This window comes from Armatimonadota bacterium (genome assembly GCA_031081675.1).
Classification (GTDB): Bacteria; Sysuimicrobiota; Sysuimicrobiia; order Sysuimicrobiales; family Kaftiobacteriaceae; genus Calidihabitans; species Calidihabitans tengchongensis.
The window spans coordinates 28,459-44,209 of record JAVHLZ010000018.1 but is presented as its reverse complement, the minus strand read 5'-3'; the positions used below and the strand labels follow the sequence as shown (position 1 = coordinate 44,209).

17 protein-coding genes are annotated in these 15,751 nt (G+C 73.2%); 8 read left to right on the top strand and 9 right to left on the bottom strand.

Going from position 1 to position 15,751, the window contains the following annotated elements; all coding sequences use genetic code 11:
• Positions 1 to 2: 2 nt before the first annotated feature.
• The 3 genes from rph to RB150_08095 are packed head-to-tail and all read right to left on the bottom strand — an operon-like array spanning position 3 to position 3,166.
• Entirely contained in the window at positions 3 to 737 is a 735-nt protein-coding gene (gene rph, locus RB150_08105) for a ribonuclease PH (GenBank protein ID MDQ7820497.1), read from the bottom strand.
• A gap of 6 nt (positions 738 to 743) precedes the next feature.
• Complete coding sequence (locus RB150_08100; protein ID MDQ7820496.1) at positions 744 to 1,502, bottom strand: MBL fold metallo-hydrolase; 759 nt, start codon at positions 1,500 to 1,502, stop codon at positions 744 to 746.
• Between the two features lie 11 nt (positions 1,503 to 1,513).
• Positions 1,514 to 3,166, bottom strand: a complete 1,653-nt coding sequence (locus RB150_08095) for an N-acetylmuramoyl-L-alanine amidase family protein (GenBank protein MDQ7820495.1) — start codon at positions 3,164 to 3,166, stop codon at positions 1,514 to 1,516.
• Positions 3,167 to 3,338: 172 nt separating this feature from the next.
• On the opposite strand from RB150_08095, the gene RB150_08090 reads away from it, so the two are divergent.
• A complete protein-coding gene (locus RB150_08090) occupies positions 3,339 to 4,352 on the top strand; it encodes a TIGR03617 family F420-dependent LLM class oxidoreductase (protein MDQ7820494.1) in 1,014 nt (337 codons plus the stop codon).
• 69 nt (positions 4,353 to 4,421) lie between these two features.
• Here the strand turns inward: RB150_08090 and RB150_08085 are convergent, their stop codons facing one another.
• Entirely contained in the window at positions 4,422 to 5,234 is an 813-nt protein-coding gene (locus RB150_08085; protein MDQ7820493.1) for a hypothetical protein, read from the bottom strand.
• A 197-nt stretch (positions 5,235 to 5,431) separates the two neighbouring features.
• Here RB150_08085 and RB150_08080 point away from each other — a divergent pair, with 197 nt between their 5' ends.
• Entirely contained in the window at positions 5,432 to 6,370 is a 939-nt protein-coding gene (locus RB150_08080; protein MDQ7820492.1) for a dienelactone hydrolase family protein, read from the top strand.
• Positions 6,371 to 6,477: 107 nt separating this feature from the next.
• Here RB150_08080 and RB150_08075 read toward each other — a convergent pair whose 3' ends face one another.
• The 5 genes from RB150_08075 to RB150_08055 all read right to left on the bottom strand — a co-directional run bounded on the left by RB150_08075 (position 6,478) and on the right by RB150_08055 (position 10,404).
• Positions 6,478 to 7,275, bottom strand: a complete 798-nt coding sequence (locus RB150_08075; GenBank protein MDQ7820491.1) for a metal ABC transporter permease — start codon at positions 7,273 to 7,275, stop codon at positions 6,478 to 6,480.
• A 17-nt stretch (positions 7,276 to 7,292) separates the two neighbouring features.
• Positions 7,293 to 8,078 (bottom strand): metal ABC transporter ATP-binding protein, encoded by a 786-nt coding sequence (locus RB150_08070; protein MDQ7820490.1) that lies wholly within the window; start codon positions 8,076 to 8,078, stop codon positions 7,293 to 7,295.
• A gap of 23 nt (positions 8,079 to 8,101) precedes the next feature.
• Positions 8,102 to 8,971, bottom strand: coding sequence for a zinc ABC transporter substrate-binding protein (locus RB150_08065; protein ID MDQ7820489.1), 870 nt, complete (start codon positions 8,969 to 8,971; stop codon positions 8,102 to 8,104).
• Positions 8,972 to 8,976: 5 nt separating this feature from the next.
• Positions 8,977 to 9,417, bottom strand: coding sequence for a Fur family transcriptional regulator (locus RB150_08060; GenBank protein MDQ7820488.1), 441 nt, complete (start codon positions 9,415 to 9,417; stop codon positions 8,977 to 8,979).
• Positions 9,418 to 9,507: 90 nt separating this feature from the next.
• The gene (locus RB150_08055; protein MDQ7820487.1) at positions 9,508 to 10,404 is read right to left on the bottom strand and encodes a GGDEF domain-containing protein; all 897 of its coding nucleotides are present in this window, start codon (positions 10,402 to 10,404) and stop codon (positions 9,508 to 9,510) included.
• Positions 10,405 to 10,550: 146 nt separating this feature from the next.
• Between RB150_08055 and RB150_08050 the strand changes: the two genes are divergently transcribed.
• The 6 genes from RB150_08050 (at position 10,551) to RB150_08025 (ending at position 15,751) form a co-directional block, all read left to right on the top strand.
• On the top strand, positions 10,551 to 11,342 hold the full coding sequence (locus RB150_08050; protein ID MDQ7820486.1) for an IclR family transcriptional regulator: 792 nt from the start codon (positions 10,551 to 10,553) through the stop codon (positions 11,340 to 11,342).
• Positions 11,339 to 12,001, top strand: a complete 663-nt coding sequence (locus RB150_08045; GenBank protein ID MDQ7820485.1) for an RraA family protein — start codon at positions 11,339 to 11,341, stop codon at positions 11,999 to 12,001. Before RB150_08050 ends, RB150_08045 begins: the two co-directional genes overlap by 4 nt.
• Positions 12,002 to 12,074: 73 nt before the next feature.
• Positions 12,075 to 13,037, top strand: a complete 963-nt coding sequence (locus tag RB150_08040) for a sugar kinase (protein ID MDQ7820484.1) — start codon at positions 12,075 to 12,077, stop codon at positions 13,035 to 13,037.
• Positions 13,037 to 14,116, top strand: coding sequence for an ABC transporter substrate-binding protein (locus RB150_08035; protein ID MDQ7820483.1), 1,080 nt, complete (start codon positions 13,037 to 13,039; stop codon positions 14,114 to 14,116). The genes RB150_08040 and RB150_08035 overlap by 1 nt, the downstream gene beginning before the upstream one ends.
• Position 14,117: 1 nt before the next feature.
• Positions 14,118 to 14,951, top strand: coding sequence for an ABC transporter permease (locus RB150_08030; protein MDQ7820482.1), 834 nt, complete (start codon positions 14,118 to 14,120; stop codon positions 14,949 to 14,951).
• Positions 14,948 to 15,751, top strand: coding sequence for an ABC transporter permease (locus RB150_08025; GenBank protein ID MDQ7820481.1), 804 nt, complete (start codon positions 14,948 to 14,950; stop codon positions 15,749 to 15,751). Before RB150_08030 ends, RB150_08025 begins: the two co-directional genes overlap by 4 nt.

Sequence of the window (15,751 nt, the reverse complement as noted above, 5' to 3'; positions counted from 1 at the left end):
CTCTAGCGGCGCGGGGCGCCCAGGACGTCGGCCAGGACCTCTTTCTGGAGGGCGATCAGCTGGCGGATGCCCCGCTCGGCCAGCCCCAGCAGCTGCAGCAGTTCGTCCCGGGTGAAGGGGAGGCCCTCGGCGGTTCCCTGGACCTCCACGAAGCGCCCTGATTCTGTCATCACCACGTTCATGTCCACCCGGGCCCGCGAGTCCTCGGCGAAGGTCAGATCCAGCACAGGCTGCCCGTCCACGATGCCGACGCTGGTGGCCGCCAGGACCTCCCGCACGGGCCAGACCGTCAGGATCCCCGTCTGGCGCAGCAGGTGCAGAGCGTCCACCAGGGCCACGAAGGCCCCGGTGATGGCCGCCGTCCGGGTCCCGCCGTCCGCCTGGATGACATCGCAGTCGATCCAGATGGTCCGCTCCCCCAGCCGCTCCAGGTCCACCGCCGCCCGCAGCGAGCGGCCCACCAGCCTCTGGATCTCCACCACCCGCCCCCCGGGCCGCAGTACGTCCCGGGGGCTGCGCTCCTGGGTCGACCGGGGGAGCATCCCGTACTCGGCGGTGATCCACCCCTGCCCCGATCCCCGCAGCCACTGGGGAACGCGCTCCTCCACGCTCGCGGAGCACACGACCCGGGTGTCCCCCACCTCGATGAGGACGGACCCCTCGGCATACTTCAGGTAGCGCCGGGTGATGCGGACCGGACGCAGCTCCTCCGGCCCCCGGCCGTCGGGACGGGGCATCCTGCCTCACACCTCGTAGGTGGCGCCTTCCTGGGCTACCTCGGCTTCGGCAAACTCCTTCGCTGCGGCCGCCTGGGTCTCCTGGACGTCGCCGCGCGGGTGCAGGTGGGTGAGCAGCAGGCGGCGGGCCCCGGCCCGGGCGGCCAGGGATCCGGCCAGGGACCCCGTGAGGTGTCCCAGGGAGACGGCGAGGTCCGCGTCGGCCTCCCGCAGGGTCGCCTCGCACAGCAGCAGGTCGCACCCCCGGGCCATCTCCTCCACCTGCGCCGACGGGCCGGTGTCGGCGGTATACACCAGGCGGCGGCCGCCGGCCCGGACTTCCACCGCATGGCAGGGCACGGGGTGGAGGGTGGGCGCAAAGCGCAGCCGCACCCCGCCCACCTCTCCGGCGCCTTCCTCCAGGGGACGGAAGTGGAACCCTGCGGCGAACTCGCGCCGGGACTCGGGTCGCGGCAGCCACGCCACCAGCGCCCGGGCGGCGTCCGCGGGCGCGAACAGGGGCAGGGGCGGCGCCGGGGGACCGGGCAGCCGTCCGTAGGCCAGCTCGTTGCGCAGCACGTAGATGTCGGTGACGTGGTCGGGGTGCAGATGGGTGAGGACGACGGCGTGGAGGTCGAACGCCGTGCATACCCGGTGCAGGGCCGCCACCACGCCCGATCCGCAATCCAGGAGAATGCGCACCCCGCCGGCCTCCACCAGGTATCCGGGACACGACCCGCCGGCCGGCGGGTAGGGCGACCACTTGCCCAGCACCGTCAGCCGCACGGCCGGCGGCCTCAGGGCGCCGCCTGGGGCACAGGGTAGATGGCCAGGAACCGCACGATGCCGCGGTGGACAGCGGCGGCGATGCGCTGGCGGAAGCCGTCATCCCGCAGGCGCGCCTCGCCGTCGGGGTGGGAGATGAACGCCGTCTCCACCAGCACCGAGGGCACCCCGCTGTCCCGCAGCACCACAAAGCCCGCCGTCTTCACGCCCCGGCTGGGCAGGTCCAGGGCCGCCGCCAGTTCCTCCTGGATCATCTGCGCCAGGGCCAGGCTCTGGGGAGTGAGGTAGTAGGTCTCGGTGCCGTCGACCGCCGCCCGCGGGCTGGCGTTGGCGTGGATGCTGATGAACACCGTCGCCCCGCCCTCCCGGGCCAGGCGAGTGCGCTCGGACAGGTCCACGAACACGTCCGCGTCGCGGATCATCAGCACGCGGATTCCGTCGGCCACCAGGAGGTCCCGGACGCGGCGGGCAATGTCCAGGACCACGTCCGCCTCCCGCAGGCCCGTAGGACCCAGCGCACCCGGATCCTTGCCCCCGTGGCCGGCGTCGAGGGCCACCACGTGGGCCCGGGCGACGGATGCGTCCAGGTCGATGACCAGGCTGCCGCCGGACTGGGCGATGAGGTAGTTGAGCTTGCGCTTGAGGGTGACCACCACCCGGGTAACCGGGGGGCGCGCGGTGAACTGCGCCGCCCGCACCACCGCCACCGCCGGCCCGTGGACCGCGATCTCCTGCCGCACGGGGACGAAGACAGTGTCGGCGATGTCCACCGCCAGGCGGTCCGGGTAGACAAACTCCCGAACCCGGTACTGCACCGGCCCGGTGGTCTGCACCACGACCCGCCCGGCCTGTCCGGAGGGTTCGAAAGCCACGCCCAGGATCCGGGCCGGGCCCTGCTGTGGCGGGGCGTCGGCCCGGGCGGAGGTCTTGGGGGTCACCCGCAGCGTCACCGCGTAGGTGGTGGGCGACGCCGTCACCTGAAGATCCACCGGATCGGTCAGGTCGAATACCACCCGGGTGATGTAGGGCTTGATCTGAAACTGGCCGACGCGGATGCGGATCACGCCCGCCGCTCCCGCGGGGTACTCCCGCTGGGCCACCCGCAGGGCGGCGTTCTGGAGGTCGACCACCAGGCGGTCGGGGTTGGTCAGGACGGTCGAGTCCACCTGCACAGGCCCGGTGGCATCCACCACCACCTCCACGATGCCGTCCTTGACCTGGGGGGTGAGGGCGGTGATCTGGGAACTGACGTGCAGGATCCGCGCGGCGTCGTCAAACGCCACCCAGGCCCCCAGCAGCTGCGCCACCGCCTGCACGGGGATGTACGGAACGCCGTCCACCAGCACCGGCGCGGTGGGCAGCGGGCGGGCCTCCCCGTTGACCGTGGCCTGGGCCTCGCCCATCCGCAGCCGGATGGTGGTCTGCAGGCGGTTGGTGACCACGACGGTGCGGTCGGCCTCGTAGTAGGCGGCCACCGCTCCCAGCGGGTCCCACAGTCCCGTGGGGGGAGCCAGGACCTGGCCGTCGCGGATCAGGGCAGGCGCGGGGAGGGGCACCTCAACGCCGTTGACCACCACCCGCACGCCGGCGGCGTGGCCGGACGCGGATGCTGGCGGCGCACCCATCGCCACGACCGCCAGGAGTGCGGCTGCGACGCCCTTCATGCCCCTCCCTCAGCGTGCGCTCACCACCTGCCGTTCCCCTGGAGTGCCCTTCCTATACCGCCTCTCCCGGTCCCCCTCTGTTTCTCCCGCCGGGAGACTTCTCCTGCGGCGGGAGGACGCCCGGACGCGTGGAACTTCCGGACCGGCGCTCCGTCCACCTTCAGAGGAGAGGATGACCGTGCGCATCGACATCCACATGATGTACCGGACACTGGCGGAGGTCCCAGATGTTGTGCGGACGGCCGAGCGGCTGGGGGTGGATGGCGTCTGGGTCAGCGAGACCGCCCACGATCCATTCCTGGGCGCGGCCCTGGCGGCCGAGCACTCCGCGCGACTGCTGGTCGGGACGGGCGTGGCCATCGCCTTCACCCGCAGCCCCACCGTCCTGGCGCATCTGGCCTACGACCTGGCGGAGGCCTCCCGGGGGCGTTTCGTGCTGGGGCTGGGCACCCAGGTGCGAGCCCACATCGTACGCCGGTACGGCCTGACCTGGGATGCCCCGGCGGCCCGGCTGCGCGATGTGGTGGGGGCGGTGCGGGCGGTCTGGGAAGCCTGGCGCACCGGCGCGCCGCTGGCCTACCGCGGCCGGTACTACACCCTCACCCTGATGACGCCCGCCTTCTCCCCCGCCCCCCACCCCTACCCGATCCCCATCATGACGGCGGGGGTCAACCCCCGGATGTGCCAGGTGGCCGGAGAGGTGGCCGACGGGTTTCTCGTCCACCCGCTGCACACCCGCGGCTACCTGACCGACGTCATCCGCCCTGCCCTTGCCCGCGGCCGCGCCCGCGGCGGTCGCCCGGATCCGTGCCCGGTGGTGGCCAGCGTGCTGGTGGGGGTGGGCGAGTCCGCGACGGCGGTCCGCGATGCGGCGGCGCGGGTGCGGGAGCGCATCGCGTTCTATGCCAGCACGCCCTCGTACCGGCGCGTGCTGGACCACCACGGGTGGGGAGAGCTGGGCGTGCGGCTGCGGACGCTCGCCGCCCGGGGCGCGTGGGCGGAGATGGGAACCCTCATCCCCGACGAGATCCTCCACGAGGTGGCGGTCGTCGGCGGGCCCGAGGACGTGGGCGACCGCCTGCGGGAGCGCTACCGGGGACTGGCGGACCGGGTAGTCCTGGACGGCCCGCCCCTGCCCGGCCGGGAGGACGTCTGGAGCGCGCTCCTGGACCGCTGCCGCGCCTGACAAGCCGTCATGCCGGCGGGCAGCCGTCGCCTGCCCGACCTCGCCGCGTCCGCGGTCGGCACCCGTCCCCTACCCTGCGCCGCCGAACAGCACAAACCGGCTGGTGCCGATGTACTGGGAGGCCAGCACGTTCAGCGGTTTGCGGGCCAGGGGGAACATCTCGGCCAGCGCCTCCAGCGGGCGCTCCATTCCCAGGCGTCGGGCCATCCGGTGGCTGGCGGCCAGGCGGTAGAAGCGGCGCCCCTCCTCCTCGTACTCCTCGAGGGTCCGCCGGAACCGCCAGCGGCTGGCGGGCGGCGCGGCTGCGCCGGGAGGCCGGGCCAGGGGATCCACGTGCTCGGGGAAGATGCCCGTAATGAACAGGGCGATGTCGGCGACGCGCCGCAGGATGGGAAAGCGCAGTTCGTCGGGCATCAGGGCGGCCAGGGCGATCATGTCCTCACTGTCGAAGTCACTGAAGCGGCGGCGCCGCACCCGCCCCCCTTCCTCCACCTCCAGCAGAAAACTGTCGGTGCGGGTGAACGAGACCAGCATCTCCACCAGGTAGTCCAGGATCTGCGGGTCCGCCAGGAGATCGCCGGCGCGCCGGGCATCAAAGACCGGCACCCGCTCGGTGCCCAGTCTCTCCACGGTGTACGGCGCCGTCCGCAGCTCCCGCCGCACGCGCCGCAGGAGGACGCTGAACAGCAGCCAGGGCGTCACCCGGACCAGGGCGTCGCCGGACCGCAGCCTCTCCAGCAGCCGGTCGTCCTCCAGCAGCTCCTCCAGGGCCTCCGGGTTCTCCCGCAGGCGCTCGACGGCCCGGCGGGGATCCCGGTCGGGCAGCAGCGTCGCCGCCACAAAGCGCAGGTCCGCATCGGTGAGACGCGCCACCACCGACATGGCGTGTCCTCCTCCTGCTATCTACTCTACCCGATCCGCGGGATCGGCGGGATCTGCCACCCCTCGGTCAGGCAGGCCCCGGGCCCCCAGGTGGGAAGGGGCCGCGCCATTCACATGGGCGTGACACGCCCCCGATAGGAGTTCCCCTGATGCGTGGCCCGGGCGGTCCCTGCGGGATGCCCGCGCGAGGGGGTGGCGTGGTGGGAGACCTGGAGCGCTACATCGTCGAGGAGTGGGCCGAGGACTACCGGCACGGGCGGCTCCCCCGCCGCGAGTTCCTGAGGCGCATCGCCCTCATGGCCGGCGGGGCCGCCGTGGCCCTGCCGGTTCTGCGGGAACTGGGCATCGCGGCGTCCGCCGAGGAGGTGGCGGCTGCGGCGGCTGGCGCACCCGCGCCGGCCGCCCAGGCGTCGGGGGTGACCGTGCCGCCCGACGATCCCGCCCTCCACGCCGGCATGGTCACGTTTCCGTCGGACTCGCTCACCGTCCACGGCTACCTGGCACGCCCGCGGCTGGGCGAGCCGGTCCCGGGGGTCATCGTCATCCACGAGAACCGGGGGTTGCTGGAGCACTTCAAAGACGTCTGCCGGCGCTGTGCGACGCTGGGCTATGCCGCCCTGGCGGTGGACCTGGCGTCCCCCGCCGGAGGCACCGCGCGATTTTCGGACCTGGCGGAAGTCACGGCCCTCCTGGGCCGGACGCCCCCCGAGCAGCTGGTGGCCATGCTGAACGCAGGCGTGGCCTACCTGCAGGGCCAGCCCTTCGTGCGGCGGGATCGCATCGGGGCCGTGGGGTTCTGCTTCGGGGGTGGCATGACCTGGCGCCTGGCCACCCGCAACCCGGCCATCCGGGCCGCGGTCCCCTTCTACGGACCGAACCCGCCCCTGGAAGATGTCCCCCGCATCCGCGCCGCGATCCTGGCCATCTACGGCGAGCGGGACACCCGCATCAACGCCGGCATCCCGGCCATCCGGGAGGCCCTCCAGCGGGCCGGGGTGATCCACGAGATCGTCATCTACCCGGGCGCCGACCACGCCTTCTTCAACGACACGGGCGCCCGCTATCACGAACCCTCGGCGCGCGACGCCTGGCAGCGCACCGTGGCCTGGTTCGAGCGGTACCTGAAGGGGAACTGACGGGATCCGGGATCAGAGATCAGGGATCAGAATCCGGGATCGGGGGCGGGCTCACCGTCCGACGTTCCAGCGGTTCCAACGCTCCGACGTGCCAACGCCCTGACCCTTCAACGCTTCCACGCCGAAGTGACGGCGAACAACGCCAGCGCCGCCAGGACGATGGCTCCCCCGGCGGGCAGATCCAGGTAAAACGCGGCGGCCATCCCGCCCACCACGGCCGCCAGCGCCACGGCGACCGCCAGCAGCAGCGCAGCCCGGAAGGCCCGGGCCAGACGCAGGGCGGTCACGGCGGGGATGACCACCAGCGCGCTGGTCAGCAGGACCCCCACCACGCGCATCGCCACCACGACCGTCACGGCCACCAGCACTGTCAGCAGCAGGTTCAGGGCGTCCACCGGCACGCCCTGCACCCGGGCGCTCTCCTCGTCGAACGTCACGGCGAACAGATCCTTGTACAGCCCGGCCACCGCCCCCAGGACCAGAATCCCCAGGACCAGAATGGCCCACAGGTCGGCCGGCTGCACGGCGGTGATGGACCCGAACAGGTAGGCGAAGAGGTCCACCGTCAGACCCCGGCCCAGCCCCAGCAGGACGACCGCCACCGCCAGGCCTCCGGACAGGTACAGGGCCAGGGCCGCTTCCCCGTACAGCCGACCCGATGCCCGGAGGCGTTCCACCCCCACCGCCCCCACCACCGAGACGGCCAGGGCCGCCGCGCCGGGGGGCGCCCCGGTCACCAGCCCCAGGGCCACCCCGGCCAGCGCCACGTGGGCCAGGGTGTCGGCAATCAGGCTGAGGCGGCGCAGGACCAGGAACACGCCGATGATCGGCCCGACGGTCCCGATCATCAGGCCGGCCAGCAGCGCCCGCCGCATGAAGTCGTACTGGAGGATCTCGGGCACCACGGACGTCTTCTCCTGACTCAGTGCCGGTGGGCCACTACCAGGCTGTCGGCGCGATACAGGGCGGCCAGGGCCCCCGATGCCATGGCGTCGCGGGGTGATCCGTGGAACACCAGGCGGCGGTTGAGACAGGCCAGGTGGGTGACCTCCGCGGCCACCACGCTCACGTCGTGGGAGACCAGGACCAGGGTGGTGCCCATCTCCCGGTTCAACCGTCGCAGCAGGGCGTAGAACTGGTCCTGGGCGTCCAGGTCCACCCCCACCGTGGGCTCATCCAGCAGGAGCAGCTCGGGCCGGCTGGCCAGAGCGCGGGCGATCAGGACCCTCTGCAGCTGTCCGGCCGACAGCCGCCCGATGGGCCGGTCCCGCAGGTCGTCGACGCCCACCACCTCCAGGGCGTGGAGGGCCGCCGCCCTGTCGGCGGGCGTCCAGGGGCGGCCCAGGCCCCGCACCCCCGTGCGCCCGCTCAGCACCACCTCCAGCACGGTGGCCGGAAACCGGGTGTCCACGGCCGCGGGCTGCTGGGGCACGTACCCGACCCGATGCCACTGACGGAATGCCGCCAGGTCGGTGCCGAACAACCTCACGTGCCCGCAGGTCGGGCGCACCAGCCCCACCAGGACCCGCAACAGCGTCGTCTTGCCCGCCCCGTTGGGTCCGATGATGCCCACGAAATCTCCCCGCTCGATACGCAGGGAGACTTCGTCCAGGATCCGCTCCCCGCCGGCATCCACGCAGACGTGCTCCAGTTCGGCCACGGGGGACCCGGCGGGCCGTCTGGAAGGTGGACCGACGGGATGCTCCATGGCCGCGCGCTCCGCGGGGCGCCCTAGCGGCACCCCAACCCCTCCCGAAGAGATCGCAGGTTCTCGTACATCGCGGCGACGTACGACCGTCCCCGCCGCAGGTCTGCCTCGCTCACCGTCTCCAGATCCGACAGCGGCAGCACCCGGGCCCCCACCTCCCGGGCCAGGACGTCCGCGGCCTTCCGGCTGCGCCGCGGGTCGGCGAAGATCACCCGGAGGCCCCGGGCGCGGGCCAGAGCCGCCAGGGAGGCCATTCGGGCGGGGCTGGGCTCGGCCTCCGCCGTCGGCCCGCTGATGGCGATCTGCACCAGCCCGTAGCGGGCGGCCAGATATCCGAACGCTGCGTGGGCGGCAAGGAATTCCCTGTGCCGGCAGGACGCCAGCCCGTCCCGATAGGCCCGGTGGAGGGACCGCAGCTCCTGCCGCAGCCGGGCCTCGGCCTGGCGGTAGACCGGTTCTCCCGCCGGGTCGGCGCGCGCCAGGGCCGCCGCCACGGCCGCCGCCACGGCCTCGGCGGCCACCGGATCCAGCCACAGGTGCGGGTCTGCCTCCAGCCCCGCGCCTGTCAGCACCGGAGCCGCCGCTTCCGCGGCCACCACCCGCACCGCCGGCAGGTCCGCCAGCAGCCTGTCGGCCCAGGGCTCCAGGCCGCGCCCGTTGACGATGACCACCTTCGCGCTGCGCAGGCGGACCACGTCCCGGGGCGTGGGCTCGTAGTCGTGCGGCGCGACCCCGGGGGGCACCAGCACCAGGACCTCCGCCCGGTCCGCGGCGATCTGCCGGGCGAACTCGTACAGGGGGTACGAGGACGCGACCACGACCACCCGGCCCGGCGCCGCCTGGGGCCGCGCGCACCCCGCCAGCGCCCCCGCCAGCAGAACCCCGGCGGCCACCCGCCTCACCGCGCCGGGCGCAGGCAGCGGGCGCACCGGCCGAACAGGTCCAGGCGGTGCTCCTGCACCACAAACCCCCGCCCGGCGGCCAGGCGGTGCGCCCGCCGCACCGGGCAGGCGTCCAGCCGCTCGACCCTGCCGCAGAGGATGCATATGAGGTGGTGGTGGTGACCGGCCAGCTCGTAGCGGGTCCGCCCGTCCCCGATGTGCACCACCCGCGCCACGCCCGCCCCCGCCAACGCCTGCAGCGTCCGGTACACCGTGGCCAGGGCCAGCCGGGGATGATACCGGCGGGCGCGCCGGTGGACGGCGGCGGCATCGGCGGCGCATCCCAGGCCAGCCAGGGCCCGCACCACCGCCTCCCGCTGGCGGGTCAGCCGCCGTCCCATCGCCCGCAGCCGGGCCAACGATGCCGCGCACTCGACCGGTATCCGCGCCGCAGCCATGGGTCTGGATCCGGGCCCTCCGTTGCGGCTACATGAGAATGATTCGCAACACGCCGGCAGGGGGCACAGTACCACGCGGGCGGGTCCCCGTCAAGCGCGCCGGCCCGGCGCAGGCGTCACACCGGTGTCGGGACCACGCGGTCGCCGCCAGCGGCCTTGGCCTGATACATGGCGCGATCGGCGGCACCCAGCAGGCCCGCAGCGGTCGTTGACGGCCTTGAACCCGTCCAGTTCCACCATCAGCAGGCTGAGGGGCGCCTCAGGCGCGGCCGCCTGTTCCCGTTCCAGGACCTGGCGCAGGGCCCGGAGGTTCCCCAGGCCGGTGAGGCTGTCGGTCCGCGCCAGGCGGGCGATCTCCAGGACCTGCACCCGCAGGGCGGCGGCCACCAGCACGATCGTGTAGAACAGCCCGATGTAGCTGACCAGGTAGGCCCCCACGGGCGCGTCGGCCGTCACCCGCACCGACGCGAACCACCCGGCCTGCCCGAGGGCGGCGCCCGCGACCAGGAACGCGCTGCACAGGGTGGCCACCGCCATCCCCCACCTCAATCCCCGCAGCATGGCCTCCACGGCCGCCGCCACGCTGTAGGCCCACACGAAGGGCCCCCGCACGCCGCCGGTGCCCTGGACGCCGATGGTGACGAGGACGACGGCGGTGACCACGTGGGCCACGGGGAGCCACCGGGGCAGGATCCCGTGGTCCAGGGCGGCCCGCTCGACCCAGGCCGCCGCCACCAGAGCGGCCCCCAGCCCTACCACCAGCGACGCAGGCGCCGGCATGCCCAGGGCGCGGGCCACCAGGACAGTCAGCACCACCCCCGCGGTCACGCCGGGCGTCAGGCGCGCCACAGCCCGCTGGGCCAGCGGGGGGTCTTCCGCCGCCCCCACCCAGAGATCGGCCGGAGTGTGCCCGAGCCCGCTCCTCAACCGGGCGAGGATGCCGGGCCCGGAGCTCCGATCGGGCGGACGCGAGGAGAGCACAGCCACGCTCAATCCTCCTGAGGTTCCCCTGCCCGCGGGACGGCCCGCTAGACCCGGCCGGCGCCCGCGGGGACGCCTCTGGCGGCGGCGGGGGCCTTCCGCTATACTGGGGGTTGCTGCCTGTCTTACGTTGGGGACAGAAAGTCCGCATCGTGGACACACCGACGGGGACCGGCGTCAAGAGCATCGATCGGGCGTGGGCCCTTCTCGCGTCCCTCGGCGAGGCCGGGCAGCCCCTCACGGTCCGGGACCTGGCCCGCCGGACGGGCCTGCCCCGACCGACCGTCTACCGCCTGGTAGACGCCCTCGCCCGCCACGGCGCGGTGGTGATCCAGGACGGAACCGTGGCCGTGGGGCACCGGGTGCTGTGGCTGGCCGGCCAGCGCCTGGCCCAGCTGGAACTGCGGGCGGCGGGCCGCCCCTACCTGATGGACCTGTGCCGGCAGGTGGGCGAGACCGTCCACCTGGGCGTCCTGGAGCAGGGCCACGTGGTGTACATCGACAAGGTGGAACCGCCCCGCCCCCTGCGCATGGCGTCCACCATCGGCGCCATCATGCCCGCCCACAGCACTGCCCTGGGCAAGGCCATGCTGGCCTGGTCGGACCCCCGCGCGGTCCGGGAGATCGTCGCCCAGCGCGGACTGCCCCGCCGGACCCCCCGCACCATCACCACCCTGGCGCGCCTGCAGCGGGAACTGGCGGCGGTGCGCGCCCGGGGATTCGCCGTGGACAACGTGGAGAACGAAGACGGCATCCGGTGCGTGGGCGCGCCCATCTTCGACCACCGGGGTCGGGTCGCCGGGGCGGTGAGCATTTCCGGTTCGGTCAGCACCATCAGCCTGCGCCGGGCCCGCGAGGAGCTGGGGCCCCGGGTCCGCGAGACGGCGGCCCGCATCTCCCGGGTCCTGGGATGGTCCGGCGCGCAGAAAGGAGGCCTGCCGTGATTGACCCCCTGGATCGGGCTGTGAGGGATCGGTGGCTGGCCGTGACCACGGCCTCGGTGGCGGACGCCGTGGACCGGGTCATCCGGCGCCGCGGCTTCATGGCCGCGGAGATCAAGCCCCTGGCGCCGGTCCGGATCGTGGGGCCGGCCGTGACGGTGCTGGAGCGCCGCAGCCTGGAGGCCCACCCTCCCCGTCACGCCCTGGACGCCATCGACGAGGCCCCCCCGGGCTCCATCATCGTCATCGCCACCGACGATCCGGAGGCCGCCCGGGACGTGGCCCTGTGGGGCGGGCTGATGACCGTGGCCGCGGTCACCCGGGGACTGGGCGGAGTGGTCCTGGACGGCGGAGTGCGCGACGCCGAGGAGATCCGGCGCGAGGGGCTGGCGGTCTTCGCCCGCTCGGTGGTGCCCTCCACCACCGTGGGCCGCTACGCCACCGTCGCCCGCGACATCCCGGTGGTGTGCGGGGGCGTCCCGGTCCACCCCGGGGACATCGTCGTGGGGGACGGCGACGGCGTCGTGGTCGTGCCCCGGGAGGCGGCCGCGGAGGTGCTGGCCGCCGCCGAGCAGATCGAGCAGGCCGAGCGGGCCGTGGCCCAGCGCATCCGCGAGGTGGGCAGCATCCGGCGGGCGGTGGAGGAGTTCGCCCGGATCTAGGACGTCGCTCCCGTCCGGGGCGGGGCCGGTCGGGATCGCCTCCGGGGGTCTGGGGCCGAGCGGGAGAGGCACCATGCCGGACATCGTCGCCCTGGGAGAGCCCATGGCCGAGTTCGCCGCCGTCGACTTCGGCGCCCTGGACGAGGTGTACACCTTCCGGCGCGGGTGGGGAGGCGACACCTCGAATGTGGTCGTCGCGGCCGCCCGACTCGGCGCGTCGGCGGGGTACATCACGCGGGTGGGAGACGACGCCTTCGGCCGGTCATTCCTGCGCCTGTGGGCCCAGGAGGGGGTGGACGCCTCCCGGGTGGTGGTGGACCGGGAGGCGTCCACCGGCGTGTACTTCATCGCCCGCTACGCGGGCGGCCACAGCTTCACCTACTACCGCGCGGGGTCGGCGGCCAGCCGGCTGACGCCGGGCGACCTCGATCGCGACTACCTGAGGCGGGCGCGGGTCGTGCACACCAGCGGCATCACCCAGGCCATCTCGCCCTCCGCCCGGGACACGGCGGCCGCCGCCATGGAGATCGCGCGCGGCGCCGGCGTCCGGGTCAGCTACGACCTGAACCTGCGGCCGCGGCTGGCTCCGGTGCCTCACCTGCGGACCCTGGTGGCGGAAGCCCTTCCCCGGGCAGACATCGTGTTTCTCAGCGAGGAGGACGCCGGCCATCTGGACGACACCCGACCGGCGGAGGCGGTGGCCGAGGACCTGTGCGGCCGCGGACCGCGCCTGGTGATCCTGAAGAGGGGCGCGGCCGGGTGCCTGGTGATCACCGCCGGCGGCGAGCGCTGGGCGGTGCCCAGCTGGCCGGTGGAGGTGGTGGACGCCACGGGGGCAGGCGACGCCTTCGACGCCGGCTTCCTGGTGGAGTGGCTGCGGGGGGTCCCGCCGCCGGAGGCCGCGCGCCTGGCCACGGCGGTGGGCGCCCTGACGGCGGCGGGCCTGGGGGCCGTCGCTCCCCTGCCCACCCGCGCCGAGGTGGAACGGTTCATGGTGCAGCATGGCGATTCCCGGACGAAAGGAGGGACACGGTGATGCGCAGCAAGCCAGCAGTCCTGGCGGCCGCCGTGGTGCTGGTCCTGGCGGGATGGGGGGTGACCACCAGCCGCGCCGGACCGGCCCTGATTCCCCTGAAGGTGGGGATCGTGGCGGCCATCGACCAGCTCGGCGTCCCGGTGGCCCTGGACCGGGGCCTGTTTGAAAAGTGGGGGCTGGATGTGACCATTGCCACCCCCTACCCCACCGGCGTGGATCAGCTCAACGCCCTCCAGGCGGGGGAGATCCAGATGGGGCAGGTGGGCGTCCCCATGATCGGGGCCGTCCTGCGGGGTATGGACCTGGTGATCGTGGGCAATTACTCCGGTTCGGCGGTCCGGCTGGGCGGGGACAACACCATGGCCCTGGTCACCCGCAAGGGCAGCGGCATCCGGACCATCCAGGATCTGCGCGGCAGGCGGGTGGCGGTCTCCTTCGGGACCATCAGCCACCTGTACATTCTGGGCATCCTGGAGAAGGCCGGGCTCACCGTCCGCGACCTGACCCTGGTCAACACCCCGCCCCAGGAGATGCCGGTGGCCCTGCGGGGCGGGGCGGTGGACGCCTTCGCCACCTGGGATCCCTGGCCGGTGATCGCCCTGCGGGAGATTCCCGACACCTATGAGGTGGTGCGGGGCGGAGGCTTCATCGGCTTCATGGGGTTCAACGTGGCCCTGCGCGGGTGGGCCGAGCGCAACCAGGAGACCATCGAGCGCTTCCTGGCCGCCCGGGCGGAGGCGGACAAGTTCATGCGGGCCAACCCGGTGCAGACCGCCATCATCGCCGTGCGCTGGCTGCCGGGGCTGCGGCCCGAGGTGGCCCTGCAGGGGGTGCGCAACAACCTGCCCACCATCGACATCCGCATCTCCTGCTACAACTACCTGGCGCTGCACAATGGCGTGCAGACCCTGCACCGGCTGGGGTTCATCCCGGGGACATTCGATGTGAACCGGGTGTTCATGCCCGGGCCCATCCTGAACGTGATGCGCAACCACCCGCAGCTGTTCGACGACCTGCCGCCCATTCCGCGGAACGCGCAGGTGGGGCCGGGGTTCGTGTTCCGGGGAACGTGCCCGTAGGATGACCCGGCAGGCCGGAGCCGGCCCGGATGCGGGCCGGGCGCGCGTGGGGTCGCCGGCGCGGCGATGGCTGGGGGCGGCGCTGTGGTTCGCCGCCCCCTTCGCCGCGCTGGTCCTGGCGTGGCATCTGACGGTGCGCCTGGCCGGGATTCCCCTGCGGGTGTTCCCCGCCCCCGCCGACGTGGCCGCGGCGCTGGTGCAGCAGGTGCGCACCGGTGACCTGGCCGACCACATCGCCCAGAGCCTGCGCCGGGTCCTGGTGGGGACAACCCTGGCGGTGGCCACCAGCATCCCGCTGGGGGTGGCCATCAGCTCCAGCCGGGTCCTGGCGGGCCTGCTGCTGCCGGTCCTGCGGTTCTTCTCGGTCCTGGCGGGCATCGCCTGGATCCCCCTGGCGACCCTGTGGTTCGGCTACGGCTTCGGTGCCATCACCTTCATCATCTTCAACGCGGTGTTCTTCATCGTGCTGTACAACACGCTGCTGGGCGTGAGCAGCATTCCCCAGGTCCTGCGGGACGCCGCCCGGTGCCTGGGAGCCCGCCCCTGGCATGTCCTGGTGGAGGTGCTCCTGCCGGGGGCGCTGCCCAACATCGTGACCGGCATCCGGACGGGCATGGGATTTGCCTGGCGCGGGCTGATCGCCGCCGAGATCATCGCCACCAACGCCGGCCTGGGCTACATGATCTTCCTGGCGCGGGACTTCTACCGCACCGAGGTCATCGTGCTGGGCATGATCCTGATCGGCGCCCTGTGGGTGCTCATCGACCGGTCCGTGCTGGCGCCCCTGGAGCGCCGCACCATCGAGCGGTGGGGCCTGACCCGGGGGGCGCCATGAGGGGACGCCTGCGCCGCCTGGTGGGGTGGGGCCTGACGCGGCCGGCGGTCCAGGCCGCCCTCCCCTTCGTCCTCCTGGTGGGCGTCTGGCAGCTGGTGGTGGAGCTGGAGATCTACCCCCGGGCGTTCTTCCCCGGCCCTGGCGACGTGGCGGCCGCCCTGGTGGCCCTGACCTACAAGGGCATCCTGCCCGCCTACCTGCAGGACAGCGTCACCCGCCTGGCCGTGGGCACCGCGGTGGGCGCGCTGGTGGGCATCCCGCTGGGCGTGCTGATCGGCCTGCACCCCCTCAGCTACCGGTTCTTCTGGCCGCTGATCATCTTCTTCCAGGCCATCGGCGACATCGCCTGGCTGCCCATCCTGCTCATCTGGTTCGGCTTCACGCTGACCACCATGACCTTCGTGATCGTCTACACCGTGGTCTTCCCCATCATCTTCAACACCGCCCTGGGAGTGCGCACCGTGCCCGTGGACGTCATCCGCGCCGCCCAGTGCCTGGGCGCTTCCCGGAGCCAGATCCTGTGGGAGGTCCTCCTGCCCGGCGCCTTGCCCAACATCATCACGGGGCTGCGCACCGGCCTGGGCTACGGATGGCGCGCCCTGATCGCGGCGGAGATCATCGTGGGCACCAGCGGCATCGGCTTCATGATGTTCGACGCGCGCCGATCGGGCAGCGTGGTGGAGATGATCCTGGGAATGATCCTGCTGGGGCTGCTGTGGTATGCGGTGGACGCCGGAGTGCTGCGCCCGGCGGAGCAGGCCACCGTCGAACGCTGGGGACTGGTCCGCGCCACGGGGTGA